General features: G+C 64.9%; 13 protein-coding genes. 9 read left to right on the plus strand and 4 right to left on the minus strand.

Going from position 1 to position 16,861, the window contains the following annotated elements; all coding sequences use genetic code 11:
* Positions 1-36: 36 nt before the first annotated feature.
* Positions 37-1,776 (minus strand): ATP-binding protein, encoded by a 1,740-nt coding sequence (locus tag FXB40_RS06515; protein WP_187436699.1) that lies wholly within the window; start codon positions 1,774-1,776, stop codon positions 37-39.
* A 334-nt stretch (positions 1,777-2,110) separates the two neighbouring features.
* Here FXB40_RS06515 and FXB40_RS06520 point away from each other — a divergent pair, with 334 nt between their 5' ends.
* Positions 2,111-3,079: a catechol 2,3-dioxygenase gene (locus tag FXB40_RS06520; RefSeq protein WP_148771377.1), complete on the plus strand. Its 969-nt coding sequence runs from the start codon at positions 2,111-2,113 to the stop codon at positions 3,077-3,079.
* On the opposite strand, the gene FXB40_RS06525 is transcribed toward FXB40_RS06520, so the two are convergent.
* Entirely contained in the window at positions 3,076-6,588 is a 3,513-nt protein-coding gene (locus FXB40_RS06525) for a molybdopterin cofactor-binding domain-containing protein (protein ID WP_148771378.1), read from the minus strand. The genes FXB40_RS06520 and FXB40_RS06525 overlap by 4 nt on opposite strands.
* Complete coding sequence (locus FXB40_RS06530; RefSeq protein ID WP_148771379.1) at positions 6,588-7,070, minus strand: (2Fe-2S)-binding protein; 483 nt, start codon at positions 7,068-7,070, stop codon at positions 6,588-6,590. The genes FXB40_RS06525 and FXB40_RS06530 overlap by 1 nt, the downstream gene beginning before the upstream one ends.
* Before the next feature lie 260 nt (positions 7,071-7,330).
* Here FXB40_RS06530 and FXB40_RS06535 point away from each other — a divergent pair, with 260 nt between their 5' ends.
* From FXB40_RS06535 to FXB40_RS06570, 8 genes are all read left to right on the plus strand, one after another.
* Positions 7,331-8,788, plus strand: coding sequence for a 6-hydroxynicotinate reductase (locus tag FXB40_RS06535; protein ID WP_187436713.1), 1,458 nt, complete (start codon positions 7,331-7,333; stop codon positions 8,786-8,788).
* Positions 8,785-9,681, plus strand: a complete 897-nt coding sequence (locus FXB40_RS06540; RefSeq protein WP_148771381.1) for a UPF0280 family protein — start codon at positions 8,785-8,787, stop codon at positions 9,679-9,681. Before FXB40_RS06535 ends, FXB40_RS06540 begins: the two co-directional genes overlap by 4 nt.
* 15 nt (positions 9,682-9,696) lie before the next feature.
* On the plus strand, positions 9,697-10,281 hold the full coding sequence (locus FXB40_RS06545; RefSeq protein ID WP_148771382.1) for an amino acid synthesis family protein: 585 nt from the start codon (positions 9,697-9,699) through the stop codon (positions 10,279-10,281).
* Between the two features lie 78 nt (positions 10,282-10,359).
* Positions 10,360-11,562, plus strand: coding sequence for an ABC transporter substrate-binding protein (locus FXB40_RS06550; RefSeq protein WP_148771383.1), 1,203 nt, complete (start codon positions 10,360-10,362; stop codon positions 11,560-11,562).
* A gap of 70 nt (positions 11,563-11,632) precedes the next feature.
* The gene (locus FXB40_RS06555) at positions 11,633-13,522 is read left to right on the plus strand and encodes an ABC transporter permease (protein WP_148771384.1); all 1,890 of its coding nucleotides are present in this window, start codon (positions 11,633-11,635) and stop codon (positions 13,520-13,522) included.
* Positions 13,519-14,310, plus strand: coding sequence for an ABC transporter ATP-binding protein (locus FXB40_RS06560; RefSeq protein ID WP_148771385.1), 792 nt, complete (start codon positions 13,519-13,521; stop codon positions 14,308-14,310). Before FXB40_RS06555 ends, FXB40_RS06560 begins: the two co-directional genes overlap by 4 nt.
* Positions 14,307-15,011, plus strand: a complete 705-nt coding sequence (locus FXB40_RS06565) for an ABC transporter ATP-binding protein (RefSeq protein ID WP_148771386.1) — start codon at positions 14,307-14,309, stop codon at positions 15,009-15,011. The genes FXB40_RS06560 and FXB40_RS06565 overlap by 4 nt, the downstream gene beginning before the upstream one ends.
* A gap of 13 nt (positions 15,012-15,024) precedes the next feature.
* A complete protein-coding gene (locus tag FXB40_RS06570) occupies positions 15,025-15,480 on the plus strand; it encodes a MarR family winged helix-turn-helix transcriptional regulator (RefSeq protein ID WP_148771387.1) in 456 nt (151 codons plus the stop codon).
* Between the two features lie 112 nt (positions 15,481-15,592).
* Here the strand turns inward: FXB40_RS06570 and FXB40_RS06575 are convergent, their stop codons facing one another.
* On the minus strand, positions 15,593-16,789 hold the full coding sequence (locus tag FXB40_RS06575; RefSeq protein ID WP_148771388.1) for an amidohydrolase family protein: 1,197 nt from the start codon (positions 16,787-16,789) through the stop codon (positions 15,593-15,595).
* Positions 16,790-16,861: the final 72 nt, after the last annotated feature.

Consider the following 16,861-nt stretch of genomic DNA (forward strand, 5'->3'; position numbering starts at 1 on the left):
GTCGATGCGGGCGAGACGCTCCAGAGGCGTCGCGATTTACCTGAGCGGCTTCTTCAGCAGCGAGAAGCGGTCGGGATCGAGGCCCATCGAGGGCTGCAGCATCGGTGTCTCGGCCGGCGCCAGCGTCTTGGCCGGCGGCGCCTGGAACACCGGGTCGTTCGGGACGTCGCGCTGCGAGGTCGCACCGCGCCAGCGCTCGAGCACGGCGCCGACGAAATGCATGTCGTGACCCGACGTGATCGACGGCACGCTCGCGATGGTGGCTTCGCCGCGCGGCAATTGGTGCGGCGGCACCTCCTTGAAGCGCAGGCGGGTCGGCAGTGCGACGCCTTCGCCGAACGCCAACACCTCGCGGGTGCCGAGCGAGGGCACGAACGAGAGCAGGTTCGCAGCCGCGTCCGACACCGCGGCGCGCAGCAACGCCTGGTCGCGGTCGTTGGCAAGACGCATCGTGAACAGCGTGTTGCACTGGGAGATGATGGTGGCGTCGAGCTCGGCGGGGCGCTGCGTGATCAGGCCGAGATAGACGCCGTATTTGCGGCCTTCCTTGGCGATGCGCGACACCGCCTTGCGGGTCGGACCGAAGCCGACATTGCGGTCGGCGGAGGCGTAGCGGTGCGCCTCTTCGCAGACGAACAGCATCGGCGAAACGCCGTCGCTCCACAGGCCGAAGTCGAAGGCCATGCGGCACAGCACCGAGACGACGGAATCGATGACTTCTGCCGGGAAGCCGGCGAGCTGCATCACCGTCATCGGTTTGCCGTTGGCGGGCAGACGGAACAGATGGCTGATCACCTCGGCCATGGTATCGCCGCCGACATTGGCGTTGTCGAACATGAAGGCGTAGCGCGGATCGTTGCGGACCGCCTCGATGCGCGAGATCAGCTTGTGATAGACGATGCGCGAGGAGCGGTTTTCCAGCTTGCCCATGCGCTCGTCGATCAGCGAGATCAGATCGACCAGACGGTACGGCACCGGCGTATCGACGGTGAAGCCGATCTGCTTGGGGTCGATGCGCTTCAGGCCGAGGCGATCGGTGTTCTGGTATTGGGTGTAGATGCCCTTGGCGATCGGGATGACTTCGGCGAGGACGTCGAGCTCCTCGGGCACGCCGGCGCGGCCGCCGAACAGCACGTCGACGATTTCCTCGAAATTGAACAGCCAGAACGGCAGCTTCAGGTTCCGCGGGTTGAGCACCAGCGCGCGGTCGCCAAAGCATCGGCCATATTCGTTGTGCACGTCGAGCAGAAAGATGCGCAGATTGGGCCGCGCCTTCAGGATCTCGTTGAGCAACAGCGACACGCCGGTCGATTTACCGACGCCGGTCGATCCCAGCACCGCAAAGTGCTTGGAGAGCATTTCCTCGATGTCGACATAGGCGATAACGGAACGGTCCTGCTGGAGGAAGCCGACATTGATCTGGTCCGAACCGGTCGGCGCGTAGATGGTGCGCAGCTCCTGGCTGGTGATCAGGTCGACGGAATCTCCAATCGTCGGATAGTTGGTGACGCCGCGCTGAAACTTGGCCTTGTCGGCGGCATTGAGAATCTCGCCGAGCAGATCGACCGAGGCGATCGCGATCAGATCGTCGGTGCGCGAGAGGTTCTCGCAGGACACCTCGGTGATCATGGCGACGATGACCGAGCTGGCGCAGCGGATGCTGACGAAACGGCCGACGGTGGCCCGAACCTCCGAGACCGGCAGCTGGCTTGCCGCCAGAAGCCCGACCCGGGCGAGCGATCCGCGTACCGAAATCACGCGTCCAAAGGATGTCACGATGGATGAACCTGGAAAGTCCGAGGAGTCTAACCCTGACTATGCGAGGCGGGGCTGCACAAACTGTTAAGCGGCAGGCGCGGGGGCTTTGTTAAATCTGCTACAATTCGGTTGGTAGGTTTGTTCCAAATGCATACTTGTCGGCGGAATTGGCCGAAAATGCTGCTTTGTTGGGCTTTCGAGCTCAAAACGAATTAAGGAAGATTTTACCATTCGGGCACTCCGTCCGCCGTTCGAGTGACCGCGGGCCGGCACGCGTTGATTTGTTGACGAGACCTAATCATTTGTACATTGGTACAAATGAACCCGGATCGCCACGCCTTTGGAGGAACCCATGCAGCCCGAACCGATCCTCGATCTTGCCCATCTCGGCCACATGGAGCTGCTGACGCCGAAGCCCGACGAGAGCCTGAAATTCTTCGTCGACGTCATGGGCATGACCATCAGCGGGCGGAAGGGCGAGTCGGTTTATCTGCGCGGCTGGGATGATTACGAGCGCTATTCGCTGAAGCTCACCGCGTCGAAGACGTCAGGCATGGAGCACATGGCGTTGCGCGCGCGCAGCCAGCAGGCGCTGGAGCGCCGCGTCGCTGCGCTGAAGGGCTCGGGCTTCGATATCGGCTGGATCGACGGCGACATGGGGCAGGGGCCGACCTTCCGCTGCCGCGACCCCGATGGCCACATCGTCGAGCTCTATTACGAGACCGAATGGTATCAGGCCCCTCCCGAGCTGAAGCCCGCGCTGAAGAACCAGGCGCAGCGCTTTCCTGCGCGCGGCGTCAATGTCCGCCGGCTCGATCATCTCAATTGTCTTGCCGTCGACATCAAGGCCAACCGCGAGTTCTTCGAGACCTATCTCGGCTGCCGCCTCACCGAGCAGATCGTGCTCAACGACGGCCGGGAAGCCGCGATGTGGCTGACCATGTCGAACAAGAGCTACGACTTCGCCTATTCGCTCGACCATTCCGGCACGCCCGGCCGCTTCCACCACGTCACCTACGCGCTCGACAGCCGCGAGGAGATTCTTCGCGCTGCGGACATCTTCCTGGAGAACGGCATCCACATCGAGACCGGCCCGCACAAGCACGCGATCCAGCAGACCTTCTTCCTCTATGTATACGAGCCCGGCGGCAACCGTGTCGAAGTCGCCAATGCCGGCGCCCGCCTCATCCTCGCACCGGACTGGAAGCCGATCGTGTGGACGGAAGAAGAGCGCAAGAAGGGCCAGGCCTGGGGCTTGAAGACGATCGAGTCCTTCCACACCCACGGCACGCCGCCGGTGGAAGCGAAGAAGCACGCTTAGTGGGTTGAGCTGCGAACGCGCGCGATCGTCTCGCGCACGCCGATCCAGGCCGGCTTGTCCGGTGCAAACTGCCCGCGCAGGAAGCTGACGAGCTTCTCGACCTGCGCGTCGCTCATGCTGTTGCTGAACGCGGGCATGTAGCCGAGATCGCTGGAAGCGGGCTCGGTGATGCCGTGCAGAATCACCTGCACGAGATTGTCCGACGTCGCACTGTGCAGATTGCTGTTGAGCGCGAGCGAGGGACGGCTGCCGAACAGCGGCAGGCCGCCGACCTCGTGACAGACCGCGCAGGCGCCCTGATAGAGCCGCGCGCCGGTCGAGGACGCGACGGTGACCTGCGTCGCGCTCTCGAGCGTCGCTGCCAGTGCTGGCGCGTCGGCTGCGGTGTCGTTGAATGAGCCGAGATAGACCGCCATCGCGCGGATGTCGGGGTCGGGCAGGGCCTTGAGGTCTCTGATGATCGGCGCCATCGGGCCGGCTGCGACGCCGTGGTAGCGCGAATGGCCGGTGCGCAAATAGGCGAACAGCTCGTCCTCGCTCCACGGGATCGGCGCGTGCGAGAGTGACGTCAGCGGCGGCGCCTCCCAACCTTCCGCAAATCCACCGGCGAGATAGGCCTGGGGCTGCTCGGCGCCGAGCGCGTTGCGCGGCGAATGGCAGGCGCTGCAATGGCCGAGGCTCTCGACGAGATAGGCGCCGCGATTCCACTGCTCGGATTTCGCGGGATCGGGCTTGAACTCTTGGGTATGGTGGAATAGCGCGTTCCAGCCCGCCAGCAGCGGGCGGAGGTTGAACGGGAAGGTGAGCGTGTTCGCAGGTGCCTTCGCGTGCACCGCGGGCTGCGCCATGAGATAGGCGTAGAGCGCCTGCATGTCGGCATCATCAGTCTTCGAAAAGTGCGTGTACGGGAACGCGGGATAGAGCTGCCGTCCGTCGCGATGCAGCCCGTCGCGCATCGCGCGCTCGAAGGCGGGATAGGACCAGGCGCCGATGCCGGTCTCGATGTCAGGCGTGATGTTGGTGGAGTAGATCGTACCGAACGGCGTCTCCAGCGCGCGTCCGCCGGCGTTATTCGCGCCGCCGATATTGGTGTGGCATTCCGCACAATTGCCCAGGGCCGCAAGCTGCTCACCCCGCGCGATCGTCGCGGCGGAATAGACCGAGGCATCAGGCCGCGCGATCGGCGCAATGGCGCGGCCCGGCAGCAGCGCCGCGCCGACGCCGATCGCAGCGGTACAGACGGCCGCGATCGTCGCAAAAATGCCGGCGCGTTTGGCGAAGGGATTTTCCCAGATGCGCGACGGCGGCGGCGCGGCGGGCGCGGGCAGGGCTTGGGGCACAGGCGATGTCTCGCCGTACAACCCCTTCAGGATGCGCTCCGGCGTAAACGGCGGCTCGCGAAAGCGCACGCCGGTGGCATCGAAGATCGCATTCGCGATCGCCGCCGCGCTCGGGACTGACGCGGATTCGCCGACGCCGAGCGGCGGCTGGTCCGGCCGCGGCAGCATCAAGACGTCGATTTTGGGCACGTCAGGGAACGGGATGATCGGATAGGCGCCCCATTCGCGCGCCGCCACTGCGCCGCGCTCGAACGAGACTTCCTCCATCAGCGCGCGGCTGGTGGACTGGATGACATTGCCGTGGATCTGGTGGCGCACGCCGTCCGGGTTGATCATCAGGCCGGAATCCTGCCCGGCGACGACACGCGTCACGCTGACGTCACCGGTGGACTTGTTCACGGCGACGTCGGCGACCCAGGCCGACCACGCCGCGCCGTAGCCAGGAAATTTGCTGTGGACGTAGAGCGCGTAGGCAAAGCCGCGCCCGTGCACGACCTCGCCGTCCTTTTCCTCGCGGACCGGCCGCGGCGTCCAGCCGGCGCGCTCGGCGACTGCATTGACGAGATCGACGGCGCGCTGGTCTTTGAGATAGCGCAGGCGATATTCAATGGGATCGACACCGGCCTCGGTCGCGGCCTCATCGATATAGGATTCATGCGCAAAGGTGTTCGGCAGCGCCGAGACGCCGCGAAACCAGGACGCGCGTACGATCGGCGCCATGTCATGCGCGACGACGCGCATGTTGTCGTAATCATAGGGCGGGATCGCGGTGCGGTCGCCCATCTGCAGCACGGCAGGTTCAGGCGAGATGCGACCGGTCAGCAGCAGCGCCAGCGTGGGTGCCGCGTTCGAGGGATAGCGCGTGGCGAGATCGTAACCGGCTATGCCGCCGTCGGCATCAAGGCCGCCATTGACGTCGATCAGCTGGGCGGTGCCCTTCGGCTCCCAGGCGTGCTCCTGCTCGCGCGTCAACTGCACGCGTACGGGCCGGCCGACCGCGCGCGACAGAAGTAGCGCATCCGCGGTGACGTCGTCGGCGCAGTTGCGGCCGTAGCAGCCGGCGGCCTCGAGCCGGATGACTTCGACCTCGCTCTCGGGCCGCTCGATGAGCAGAGCGAGATCGCTGCGCAGCAGGTGTGGGTTCTGCGTGCCTGACCAGACGCGGACATTGCCATCCCTAAAATCAGCGACCGCGCAGGACGGGCCGATCGAGGCGTGCATCTGGTATGGCCAGACGTAGGTGCGCCGCATCGGCTTTGCCGCGCCAGCGATGGCGGCGTTGACGTCGCCCTTGTCGATCAGCGTGCGCGGCGACGACGGATGGGCGCGTAGCGCGGTCTCGACATCGGCGAGATCGGTGAGCTCCGGCGTCGGCTTCCAGCTTACGGCGAGCTGCTCGGCCGCGCGAATCGCATTCTCCTCGCGCTCGGCAACCACGCCGACGAAATCGCCGATCCGGACGACGGCCACGAGACCGGGAATATCGCGCACCGAGGATTCATCGACCGCGATCAGGCTGGTGCCGACGAACGGGCCGGCATCGACGCCGGAATAGGGCGGACGCACCACGCGGCCGTGCAGCATGCCGGGCATGCGGATGTCGTGCACGAAGGTCAGCTCGCCCGTCGCCTTGGCCGGAAGGTCGACGCGCGGCATCGACTGGCCGACAATGGCGTAATCGCCAACGGCCTTGACGGCGACGTCATCGTCAAGCTCGAGGCGAATGGTCTCGCCGCCGATCAATTCGCCATAGCTGACGCTGCGATTGTGCCCTCGGACAAGTCCGTCTTCGATCGTCAGCTCTTCGGCCGGCAGCTCCAGCCGCTCCGCTGCGCGCGCGGTCAGGAAGTGGCGCGCCTGGGCTGCGGCCTTGCGCAGTGGGACGGCCGTGATCTGGATGGTCTCGCTCGCGATTGTCGCGCCCTGGTTCGGCACGATCGCGGTGTCGCCGAGCACCACGACCACGCGCGCAAAGGAGACGTCCAGCTCCTCGGCGACGATCTGGCCGAGTGCGGTGCGGATGCCGGTGCCGAGGTCGACATGACCGTTATAGGCGCTCACCGACCCATCGGCGGTGATCCGCACGAAAGTTTCGGACGTAACCTCGTCCACGGTACGGACGATGACGAGCGAGCCGCGCTCAGCTCGGTTCGGATGCGGGGAGGCCATCAATCACGGGCCTCGGCGAGCTTGCACGATGCGCGCATCACGGCGCGCAGGATTTCGACATGCGTGCCGCAGCGGCAAAGATTGTAGCGCAGCGCCGCGAGCGCTTCCTGCTCTGTCGGCTGCGGGTTGATCGCGAGCAGCGCCTTGGTGGTCATGATCATGCCGTTGAGGCAGTAGCCGCATTGTGCGGCTTGCTCTTCGATGAAGGCCTGCTGCACGACATCAGGCTTGTCGCGGGTGCCGAGGCCTTCGAGCGTCACGATGTCGCGTCCGGCGCAGCCGTTGATCGGAATCACGCAAGAGCGCGCAGCCGTGCCGTCGATCAGGACAGTGCAGGTGCCACATTCACCCAAGCCGCAACCGTATTTCGGACCGTTGAGCCCGAGATCATTGCGCAGCACGTAGAGCAGCGGCGTCTGGCGCTCTGCCGTGACGTCGTGGATCCTGCCGTTCACGGTGAGGCGGATCGGTGCCTGCGTCATCCTCGTTCCCAAACCCTGCGATCGCAAAAATTCCAGATCGCTTGAAATCTACGTCGCGACGATACCGTTTGTACACAAACGTGCAAGCGGCCATGCCGCAGTGCAGCGCAACTGCCCGCTTTGTGGACAAAGCAGGGAGGCAAATGAGGTTTTATTCGGCAGGCGTGTCTTTTCGCGCGCGGCGCCGCTTGACAGCTATCGGGACCGCGCGCAACATCGTTCGTATACGAATGATAACCGCAATGTCTGCTGGCTTTGACATGGTGATGGAAACAACAAGCGCTGCCATCGACAAGATCCGCTGCGATGCCTGTCCGGTGATGTGCTACATCAAGCCGGGCGCGGCGGGCGCCTGCGACCGCTATGCCAACCACGACGGCAAGCTCGTCCGCGTCGACCCGCACATCATTCTCGAACGCACGGTGTCGCAGGGCGGCAAGCTCGTGCCGTTCAGCCGCACCGAAGACTGGGACGGCAAGCTCGTCCACGAGCCCTCGACCTTCGTCACCGCGATCGGCGCGGGTACGACTTATCCAGATTACAAGCCGGCACCTTTCATCGTCTCCTCCGAGATCGACGGCGTCGACATGGTGACCGTCGTCACCGAGGGCATCTTCTCCTATTGCGGCGTCAAGGTGAAGATCGACACCGACCGCTATCTCGGCCCGGAAACCGCGACCGTGCGCGCGCAGGGCGAGGCGGTCGGCCACGTCACCACCAGCGAATACGGTTCGCAGATGCTGTCGCTCGGCGGCGTGCATCATCTCACCGGCGGCTCCAAGAAAGAAGGCCGCGTCACCTGCGACACGCTGATGGACCTCGCCAATTGCAAGGCGGTGGAGCTGACCATCGACGGCGGCGCGAGCGTGGTGGTGCAGGCCGGCCAGCCGCCGATCGTCAACGGCGTGAAAGAAGAGCGCATGCGCGTCGGCTGCGGCTCGGCGACGATCGGCATGTTCGCCAAGCAGTGGCACGGCAAGGTCGACGAGGTCGTCGTGGTCGACGACCACATCACCGGCGTTCTCAGTGAACATCAGGCCGGCAAGCTGCTCGACATCGCCGACACCGGCATCAAGATGAAGGGCCGGCGTTCGACGCCCGGCCGCTATTTCCAGGTCGCCGATCCCGGCACGGGCTGGGGCGGCACCAACATCTCCGATCCGCTGGCGATCCTCGGCCCGTTCGACACCAAGGAGGCCAGGCCCGGCCTCTCGATGCTGATGGTCTCCACCACCGGGGAGCATTCCTCTTACTACGTGCTCGACGAGGCCTTGAAGCCGGTCGAAACGGAGATGCCGCCCGACCTGAAATTCTCGGTCGAGCGCATCCAGGAAAATTGCGAGCCCGCGCTGTGCACGGTGCTGTTCATGGCCGGCGCCGGCGGTTCGTTGCGTGCGGGAGTTACCGACAATCCGGTGCGGCTGACGCGCTCGGTGAAGGATGCGCTGACGCGCGTCACCAGCGGCGGCGCGGCGGTTTATGTCTGGCCAGGCGGCGGCATCACCTACATGGTGGACGTCACGCAAATGCCTTCCGGCGCATTCGGCTATGTGCCGACGCCGGCGCTGGTTGCGCCGATCGAATTCACGATGAAGCTGACCGACTATGCCGCGCTCGGCGGACACATGGACTACGTGAAACCGCTCTCCGAGGTCAGGGGCGGCGAAGATGTCCGTCAGCTGCCCTGGCAAAACCCGATTCCAGGACCTCGGCCATGACGAGGCTCCCGCAAATCGCATTGCTGTCTGATGGCCGGCGGCTGCATTTGCAGGATGGACCGATTGATCTGATCGTCGAGGCGAGGGGGCGCGAGCACGAGGTGCGCGCGGCCTATGAGGCTGCGGCGCGCCGCTTTGCTGGACTGCTCGACGAGCTCTGTGCGGAACTTAGGGAATTGCGGGCTGCCGCCGAGAAGCGGACTTCGCTGAAGGGCGTAGTTGCCCGTCGGATGCACGCTGCCGTCGCGCCTTATGCTTCTGATTGTTTCATTACGCCCATGGCTGCGGTGGCAGGCAGCGTGGCGGAAGAGATTCTCGGCGCGATGCTGGACGCTGCGTCGCTCGACCGGGTTTACGTCAACAATGGCGGCGACATCGCGCTGCATCTCGGGCAGGGCGAGCATTTCTCCGTGGGGCTGCTGGATCGGCCGGACCACGACGGTGTGATGCGGGCCATGAGGGTCGATGCGGATGATCCGGTGCGCGGCATCGCGACCAGCGGCCGCCACGGCCGCAGCTTTTCACTCGGTATCGCCGATGCCGTGACAGTGCTGGCGGCGACGGCGTCGCAAGCCGACGCGGCTGCGACTGTCATCGCCAACGCCATCGATTTGCCCGGGCATCCCGCCATCATCCGGCAACCCGCAAACGAGCTTCAGCCCGACAGCGATCTCGGTGCGCGTCTTGTCACGCGTGCGGTCGGTGAATTGTCGCAGAGCGAGATCGCCGCTGCGCTAGAATCTGGCGCGGAATGTGCACGGCAATTATTCGATCGCGGACTGATCGAGGGTGCGGTGCTGCGGCTTTGTGGTGATATGCTTGTCATCGGAACCAAGGATATAGAAGAGCAACGACCGCGCCCGCTTGTGCTGGAGCACGCGGTCTGTGCCTGAGCAGGGAAGCGAAACATGAGCGCGATCATCCGCAAGATCGTCACGGTCGTCGAAGAGACGCAGATGGAGATGGACCGCCAGGTCTCGCCGCCGACCCGGCGTGCGGCCGCGATCGCCGTGATCGAAAATCCCTTTGCCGGAAAATATGTCGAGGATCTTTCGCCGCTGATCGCGATCGGGGAGGAGCTCGGTGAGCTCCTGTCGAAGCGCGCGGTTGCGGCGCTTGGTATCGATGGTGCGAAGGCGCACAGCTACGGCAAGGCCGCGGCTGTCGGCGAGAATGGTGAGCTGGAGCACGCCGCCGCGATTCTCCATCCCAAGATGGGTGCGCCGGTGCGCAAAGTGCTGGGCAAGGGCGCGGCGCTGATCCCGTCGTCGAAGAAGCGCAGCGGCCCCGGCACGACGCTGGACATTCCGCTCGGCCACAAGGATGCGGCCTTCGTGCGCAGTCACTTTGACGGCATGGAAGTGCAGATCAACGACGCGCCGCGCGCCAACGAGATCATGGTCGCGGTCGCCGTCACCGATAGCGGCCGTCCGCTGCCGCGCGTCGGCGGGCTGACGGTTGCGGAGATCAAAGGCGAAGACGGTTTGAAATAAGGGACTGCTGGGAGAGGCGGGCACAGCTTCTCCGGCATGATCGTGGTCGAGAGATAAAGTTCAAAACTGGAGGTTGGGATGCGAGCAAGAAACTGTTTTGTCGGCGCGGCCTTTGCGCTTCTGGCTGCCAGCGTGGGTCATTCGGCCTTGGCAGAGGACATCAAGATCGGCGAGATCAACAGCTACTCGCTGCTGCCGTCCTTCACCGAACCCTATCGCAAGGGCTGGCAGCTCGCCGTCGAAGAGATCAACGCGGCCGGCGGCATTAACGGCAAGAAACTCGTCGTCGTCTCCAAGGACGACGGCGGCAAGCCGGCGGATGCGCAGACCGCGGCCAATGAGCTCGTCTCCAGCGAGGGCGTGGCGATGCTGACGGGCACGTTCCTGTCGAACATCGGCCTCGCAGTCAGCGACTTCGCCAACCAGAAGAAGGTGTTCTTCCTCGCGGCCGAGCCGCTGACGGACGCCGTGACCTGGGCAAAGGGCAACAAGTACACGTTCCGCCTGCGTCCCTCCAACTACATGCAGGCCGCGATGCTGGTGGAAGCCGCCAGCAAGCTGCCCGCAAAACGCTGGGCGACGATCGCGCCGAACTATGAATACGGCCAGTCGGCGGTCGCGGTGTTCAAGAAGCTGATGTCGGAGAAGCGCCCTGACATCCAGTGGGTTGACGAGCAGTGGCCGCCGCAGGGCAAGATCGACGCCGGTCCGGTGGTGCAGGCGGTGGCGCAGGCCAATCCGGAAGCGATCCTCAATGTCACTTTCGGTCCCGATCTCGTCAAGCTCGTGCGTGAAGGCAATACCCGCGGCCTGTTCAAGGGACGTGAGGTCGTGTCGTTCCTGACCGGCGAGCCCGAATATCTCGACCCGCTCAAGGAGGAGACGCCCGAGGGTTGGATCGTCACCGGCTATCCCTGGTACTCGATCAAGACGCCCGAGCACGACGCGTTCCTGAAGGCCTACCAGACCAAGTACAACGACTATCCGCGCCTCGGCTCGATCGTCGGCTACCAGACCATCAAGGCCGCCGCCGCCATCCTGGCCAAGGCCGGCTCGACCGATACCGACAAGATGATCGCAGCGGCCGAAGGTCTGTCGATGCCGTCTCCGTTCGGCGAGATCACCTTCCGCAAGATCGACCACCAGTCGACCCTCGGCGCCTTCGTCGGCAAGACCGCGCAGAAGGACGGCAAGGGCGTGATGGTCGACTTCTCCTACAAGAAGGGCGCGGACTATCTGCCGAGCGACGCCGAAGTCGAGAAGCTGCGTCCGAAGGATTGATGTCTTTCCAATCTCTCCCTCTCCCCGCAACAGCGGGGAGAGGTGACTTCAAACCCAACCCGGACCGCCGATGGCCTTTTATGTCGTACAGTTTCTGACCGGTCTCGCCAGCGCAGCGTCGCTGTTTCTGGTGGCCTCGGGCCTGTCGATCATCTTTGGCGTGACGCGGATCGTGAATTTCGCGCATGGCGCCTTCTACATGATCGGCGCCTACATCGCCTTCACGCTGACCGAGCGCTTCTCCGGTGCGTTCGGCTTCTGGGGCGGGGTGGTCGTGGCGGCGCTGGCCGTGGCGCTGATCGGCGTCCTCGTCGAGATGGTGCTGCTGCGGCGGATCTATCATGCGCCCGAGCTGTTCCAGCTGCTCGGCACCTTCGGTCTCACGCTGATGGTCGAGGATCTCGTGGTGCTGATCTGGGGCCCCGACGATCTCGTCGGCCGCCGCGCGCCGGGCTTCAAGGGCGCAGTCGATTTCTTCGGCCAGAATATCCCGAGCTACGACCTGTTCCTGATCGCGCTCGGCCCCGTCGTGCTCGGCGTTCTCTGGCTGCTGTTCCAGCGCACGCGCTGGGGTGTGCTGGTGCGCGCAGCGACGCAGGACCGCGACATGGTCGCAGCGCTCGGCGTCAATCAGAAATGGCTGTTCACCTCCGTGTTTGCGGTCGGCGTCTTCCTTGCCGCGCTCGGCGGCGCGCTCCAGATCCCGCGCGATGCCGTGCATCACGCTATGGATCTGCGCATCATCGTCGAGGTCTTTGTCGTGGTCGTGATCGGCGGCCTCGGCAGCATCGTCGGCGCCTTCGTCGCGGCCGTGCTGGTGTCCGAGTTGAACGCCTTCGGCATTCTCATCTTCCCGAAGATCTCGATCATCCTGGTCTTCCTGGTGATGGCGGTGGTGCTGATCGTCCGTCCCTGGGGCCTGTTCGGCAAGCCGGAGGCGGCCGCGCGCAAGACGCCGGGTCTCACCGTCAATCCCTGGCGGCCGCTGACGTCGAACGAGCGGCTTGCGGCGCTCGCAGCCCTCGTCATCGCGGCAACGCTGCCTTTGTTCGCCGGCAATTACGCGCTGACCGTCGGTTCCGAGATCGCGATCTTCGTGATCTTCGCCGTCAGCCTGCACTTCCTGATGTCGGTCGGCGGGCTCGCGTCATTCGGCCACGCCGCCTATTTCGGGCTCGGCGCCTACGGCGTCGCCTTCCTCGCCAAGATGGCGGGGCTGCCGATGATCGTCTGCCTCTTGCTGGGACCGCTGCTCGGCTGCATGGGCGCTGCCGTGTTCGGCTTCTTCGCCGTGCAGCTCTCCGGTGTCTACTTTGCGATGCTGACACTCGCCTTCGCGCAGATCGTCTGGTCAATCGCATTCCAGTGGGTGAGCGTCACCGGCGGCGACAACGGCATTCTGGGCGTCTGGCCTGCAAGCTGGGCGGCGAGCCCGTCGCATTTCTACTGGCTGGCGCTTGGCGTCGCGGCGCTCGTGACGGTCACGCTGCGGATCATGGTATTTTCGCCATTCGGCTACGCGCTGCGCGCCACGCGTGACTCGCTGCTGCGCAGCGAGGCGGTCGGCATCAACGCCAAGCGCATCCAGTGGACGGCGTTCGTGATCGCGGGCACCACCGCCGGCATCGGCGGCGCGCTGTTCGCCTACCTCAAGGGCAGCGTCTTCCCGGACAATCTCGGCATCTCGCTCTCGGTCGATGCGCTGGTCATGGTGCTGCTCGGCGGCGTCGAGACGGTGTCGGGCGGGGTGATTGGCGCGATCGTCTACAAGGCCTTGAACATCTGGCTGGTGAGCCAGACCGATCTGTCAAAACTCGTGCTCGGCGGCTTCATCGTGCTGATCGTCGTCGTCTTCCCCAAGGGCATCGTCGGCATGCTGGAGATGCTGGCGCAGCGTCGCAGGAAGTCGTCGCCGCCGGGATCATCTTTGCTCGCCAAGCCGATTGAGTCCGCCGAATGAGTGTCGCACCCCCACTTCTCGCGGTCGAAGGCCTGACCAAATCCTACGGCGGCATCCACGCCGTGCGCGGCGTCTCGTTCTCGCTGCGCGCCGGCGAGATCCTGGCGCTGATCGGCCCGAACGGTGCCGGCAAGAGCACGTGCTTCGACATGCTCAACGGCCAGAACAAGCCCGATACCGGCCATGTCCGCCTGCTTGGCGAGGAAACCACCGGCAAGAAACCGCGCGAGATCTGGCGCATGGGCGTCGGACGCACCTTCCAGATCACGGCGACCTTCGCGACCATGACCGTGCGCGAGAACGTCCAGGTCGCGCTGATCTCGCATGGCAAGCAATTGTTCAATCTCTGGGGTTCGGCGCCGAATGTCGATCGCGGCGAGGCCGGGCGGCTGCTCGAGCTGGTCGGCATGGGCGGCTATGCGGATCGTCCCTGCGGCGAGCTTGCCTATGGCGACCTCAAGCGCCTCGAGCTTGCGATCGCGCTCGCCAATGATCCAAAGCTGCTCTTGATGGATGAGCCGACCGCCGGCATGGCGCCGCGCGAGCGCGTCGAGCTGATGCGGCTCACCGCGCAGATCGCGCGCGAAAAATCGATCGGCGTGCTGTTCACCGAGCACGACATGGATGTCGTGTTCGAACATGCCGACCGCATCATCGTGCTGAATCGGGGGACGTTGATCGCCGAAGGCTCACCGGCCGAGGTGCGCGGCAATCCGCAGGTGCAGGCGATCTATCTCGGCGAGGGTCTGCTTTACGAGGCCGGGCATCGCGAGGGAGCCTCAGCATGAAGCTCACGGTGCAAGACCTCAACAGCCATTATGGCCCCGCGCACATTCTGTTCGACATCGGTTTCGAGGTCGGCGAGGGCGAGGTGGTGGCGCTGCTCGGGCGCAACGGCGCCGGCAAGTCGACCACGTTCCGCTCGATCGTCGGCCTCGTCGCGCAACGAACTGGCCGCATTACGTTCGAGGGCAAGGACGTCTCGGCGCGGCCGACGCATGAGATCGTGCGCGAAGGCCTCGGCTATGTGCCGGAAGAGCGGCGCATCTTCACCGATCTGACGGTGGAAGAGAATCTCGAAGTCGGCCGCCAGCCGAAGCGCCCGAATGCGCCGTACTGGACCCGCGAAAAGCTGTTCACGCTGTTTCCGAATCTCGGCGAGATGAAGGGGCGTCCGGGCGGCCGCATGAGCGGCGGCGAGCAGCAGATGCTGACGATCGCGCGCACGCTGATGGGCAACCCGTCGCTGGTGCTGCTCGACGAGCCCTCCGAAGGCCTGTCGCCGAAAATCGTGGAGCAGATGGTCGATGCCATCCTGACCATGAAGAAGGAGGGCGTCAGCATCGTCGTCTCCGAACAGAATTTGCATTTTGCGCGGCTGATTTCCGATCGCGCCTATATCATCGAGCGCGGCCGCATCTGCTTTGGCGGAACAATGGCCGAGCTCGACGCGCGTCCGGATATCCGCGACGCGCATCTATCGTTGTGAAGGGCGGGAACGGATGGCGAGAAGTGTCGCGGCAAAAAAGAGCGTGAAGCAGGCCAAGCCGCCTTACGTGCTCGACGAGCAGGTCGGCTTCATCCTGCGCCAGGTCTGGCAACGCCACAGCTCGATTTTCTCGCGTGACATCGGCACCAACCTGACGCCGACGCAGTGGGCGGCGTTGTCAAAGCTCGCCGAGACCGGGCCGTGCTCGCAGAACCAGCTCGGACGGCTGACCGCGATGGACGTCGCGACCATCAAGGGCGTGATTGACCGCCTCACGGCGCGCGGCCTGACCGAGACGAGCCAGGATCCCGAGGACGGACGGCGCCTGCTGGTGAGCCTGACGCGCGCCGGTCAGCAGCTTGCGGAAAAGCTCGCGCCGAATGCGATTGCGATCACCCGCGAAACGCTGGCCCCGCTCGATGCGAAAGAGCGCGAGCTGCTGATGGGGCTGTTGAACAAGCTGCGGTGACGGTCTCGTAGGGTGGGCAAAGGCGCAAAGCGCCGTGCCCACCATGTCTTCGCTTTGAGAAAGAATGGTGGGCACGCTACGCTTTGCCCACCCTACGGCACCATTTCTCGGCTTACTGCGCCACCACTTCCGGCACTCTCCCCGCGGGCGGGGTATTCCGGCTGCGTTGGGTGCGCACGATGCCGTCGATGATGGTCATGCCGATGCCGGGGAGGTCACCGAGCTGGACGCTCTCCAGAATGGTCTTGCCGGGCGAGTGCTGGGCCTTGTCCATGATGACGAAGTCGGCGGAGCGGCCGACCTCGATCAGGCCGCAATCGAGCTGCCGCATCCGCGCGGTGTTGCCGGTGGCCAGGCAAAACGCGATCTCGGCCGGCAGATCGCCGAGCGAGGACAGCATCGAGACCATGCGCAGAATGCCGAGCGGCTGCACGCCGGAGCCGGCGGGCGCGTCGGTGCCGAGGATGACGCGATGCAGATCGCCCATCTCGCGCGCGATGCGAAGCGTGAACAGCGCCGAGCGCTCATTGCCGTTGTGCACGAGCTCGAGGCCGCGCTTGCAGCCCTCGCAGATGCAACGGATCTGATCATCGGGCAGGGCCGTGTGGCCGCCATTGATATGGCCGACCACGTCGGTGTCGGCCTCCAGCACCACGTCCTTGTCGATCAGGCCGGAGCCCGGGATCGAGGGGCCGCCGGTGTGGATGGTGCTCTGGATGCCGTATTTGCGGGCCCAGCCGACCATCTTGCGGGCCGTCGGGCCGTCCTTGACGCCGCCGAGGCCGACTTCGCCGAGCAGCTTGACGCCGGCCGCGGCCAGCTCCTTGAAATCCTCCTCGACCATCTCGCATTCGATCACGGGCGCACCGGCGTGAACCTTCACGCCGCCGGGGCGCAAATTCCAGAAGGCGCGCTGCGCGAAGATCGCCATGGCTTTCAGCCCAACGACGTCACGCGGGCGGCCGGGCATGTGCACTTCGCCGGCGGAAATCATCGTGGTGACGCCACCGTGGAGGTTGCTGTCGATCCAGCCGATCTGGTTCTGCCGCGGCGTCCAGTCGCCCGCAACGGGATGGACGTGGCTGTCGATCAGGCCCGGCGCCACCGTGGTGCCGTTGGCCTCGACGATCGTGGTGGCATCGTCCGTATTGAGGTCCTTGAAGCGGCCGATCGCGGTGATCTTGCCGTTCTCGGCGACGATGGTGTCGCCGTCCAGGATCGGCTTTTCGATCGCGCCGGACAGGATCAGGCCGATATTGCGGATCACGAGCTTCGAGGGTCCGGTGGCCTGGGGGGCGTCATGCGCCATGGAAGGGGCTCCTTATTCCTAACTGCAACGCTTTCGATCTTGGGCAGCCTTGACCGCGGGATCAAGTCAGAT

The organism is Bradyrhizobium rifense (assembly GCF_008123425.1).
Lineage (GTDB): Bacteria > Pseudomonadota > Alphaproteobacteria > Rhizobiales > Xanthobacteraceae > Bradyrhizobium > Bradyrhizobium rifense.

Bases quoted from the DNA above. Each gene is read 5' to 3' on its own strand.
- FXB40_RS06560 (WP_148771385.1), top strand. From the start codon at position 13,519: ATGAGTGTCGCACCCCCACTTCTCGCGGTCGAAGGCCTGACCAAATCC.
- FXB40_RS06535 (WP_187436713.1), top strand. From the start codon at position 7,331: ATGGTGATGGAAACAACAAGCGCTGCCATCGACAAGATCCGCTGCGAT.
- FXB40_RS06545 (WP_148771382.1), top strand. From the start codon at position 9,697: ATGAGCGCGATCATCCGCAAGATCGTCACGGTCGTCGAAGAGACGCAG.
- FXB40_RS06555 (WP_148771384.1), top strand. From the start codon at position 11,633: ATGGCCTTTTATGTCGTACAGTTTCTGACCGGTCTCGCCAGCGCAGCG.
- FXB40_RS06530 (WP_148771379.1), bottom strand. From the start codon at position 7,070: ATGACGCAGGCACCGATCCGCCTCACCGTGAACGGCAGGATCCACGAC.
- FXB40_RS06575 (WP_148771388.1), bottom strand. From the start codon at position 16,789: ATGGCGCATGACGCCCCCCAGGCCACCGGACCCTCGAAGCTCGTGATC.
- FXB40_RS06570 (WP_148771387.1), top strand. From the start codon at position 15,025: ATGGCGAGAAGTGTCGCGGCAAAAAAGAGCGTGAAGCAGGCCAAGCCG.
- FXB40_RS06550 (WP_148771383.1), top strand. From the start codon at position 10,360: ATGCGAGCAAGAAACTGTTTTGTCGGCGCGGCCTTTGCGCTTCTGGCT.
- FXB40_RS06520 (WP_148771377.1), top strand. From the start codon at position 2,111: ATGCAGCCCGAACCGATCCTCGATCTTGCCCATCTCGGCCACATGGAG.
- FXB40_RS06525 (WP_148771378.1), bottom strand. From the start codon at position 6,588: ATGGCCTCCCCGCATCCGAACCGAGCTGAGCGCGGCTCGCTCGTCATC.
- FXB40_RS06540 (WP_148771381.1), top strand. From the start codon at position 8,785: ATGACGAGGCTCCCGCAAATCGCATTGCTGTCTGATGGCCGGCGGCTG.
- FXB40_RS06565 (WP_148771386.1), top strand. From the start codon at position 14,307: ATGAAGCTCACGGTGCAAGACCTCAACAGCCATTATGGCCCCGCGCAC.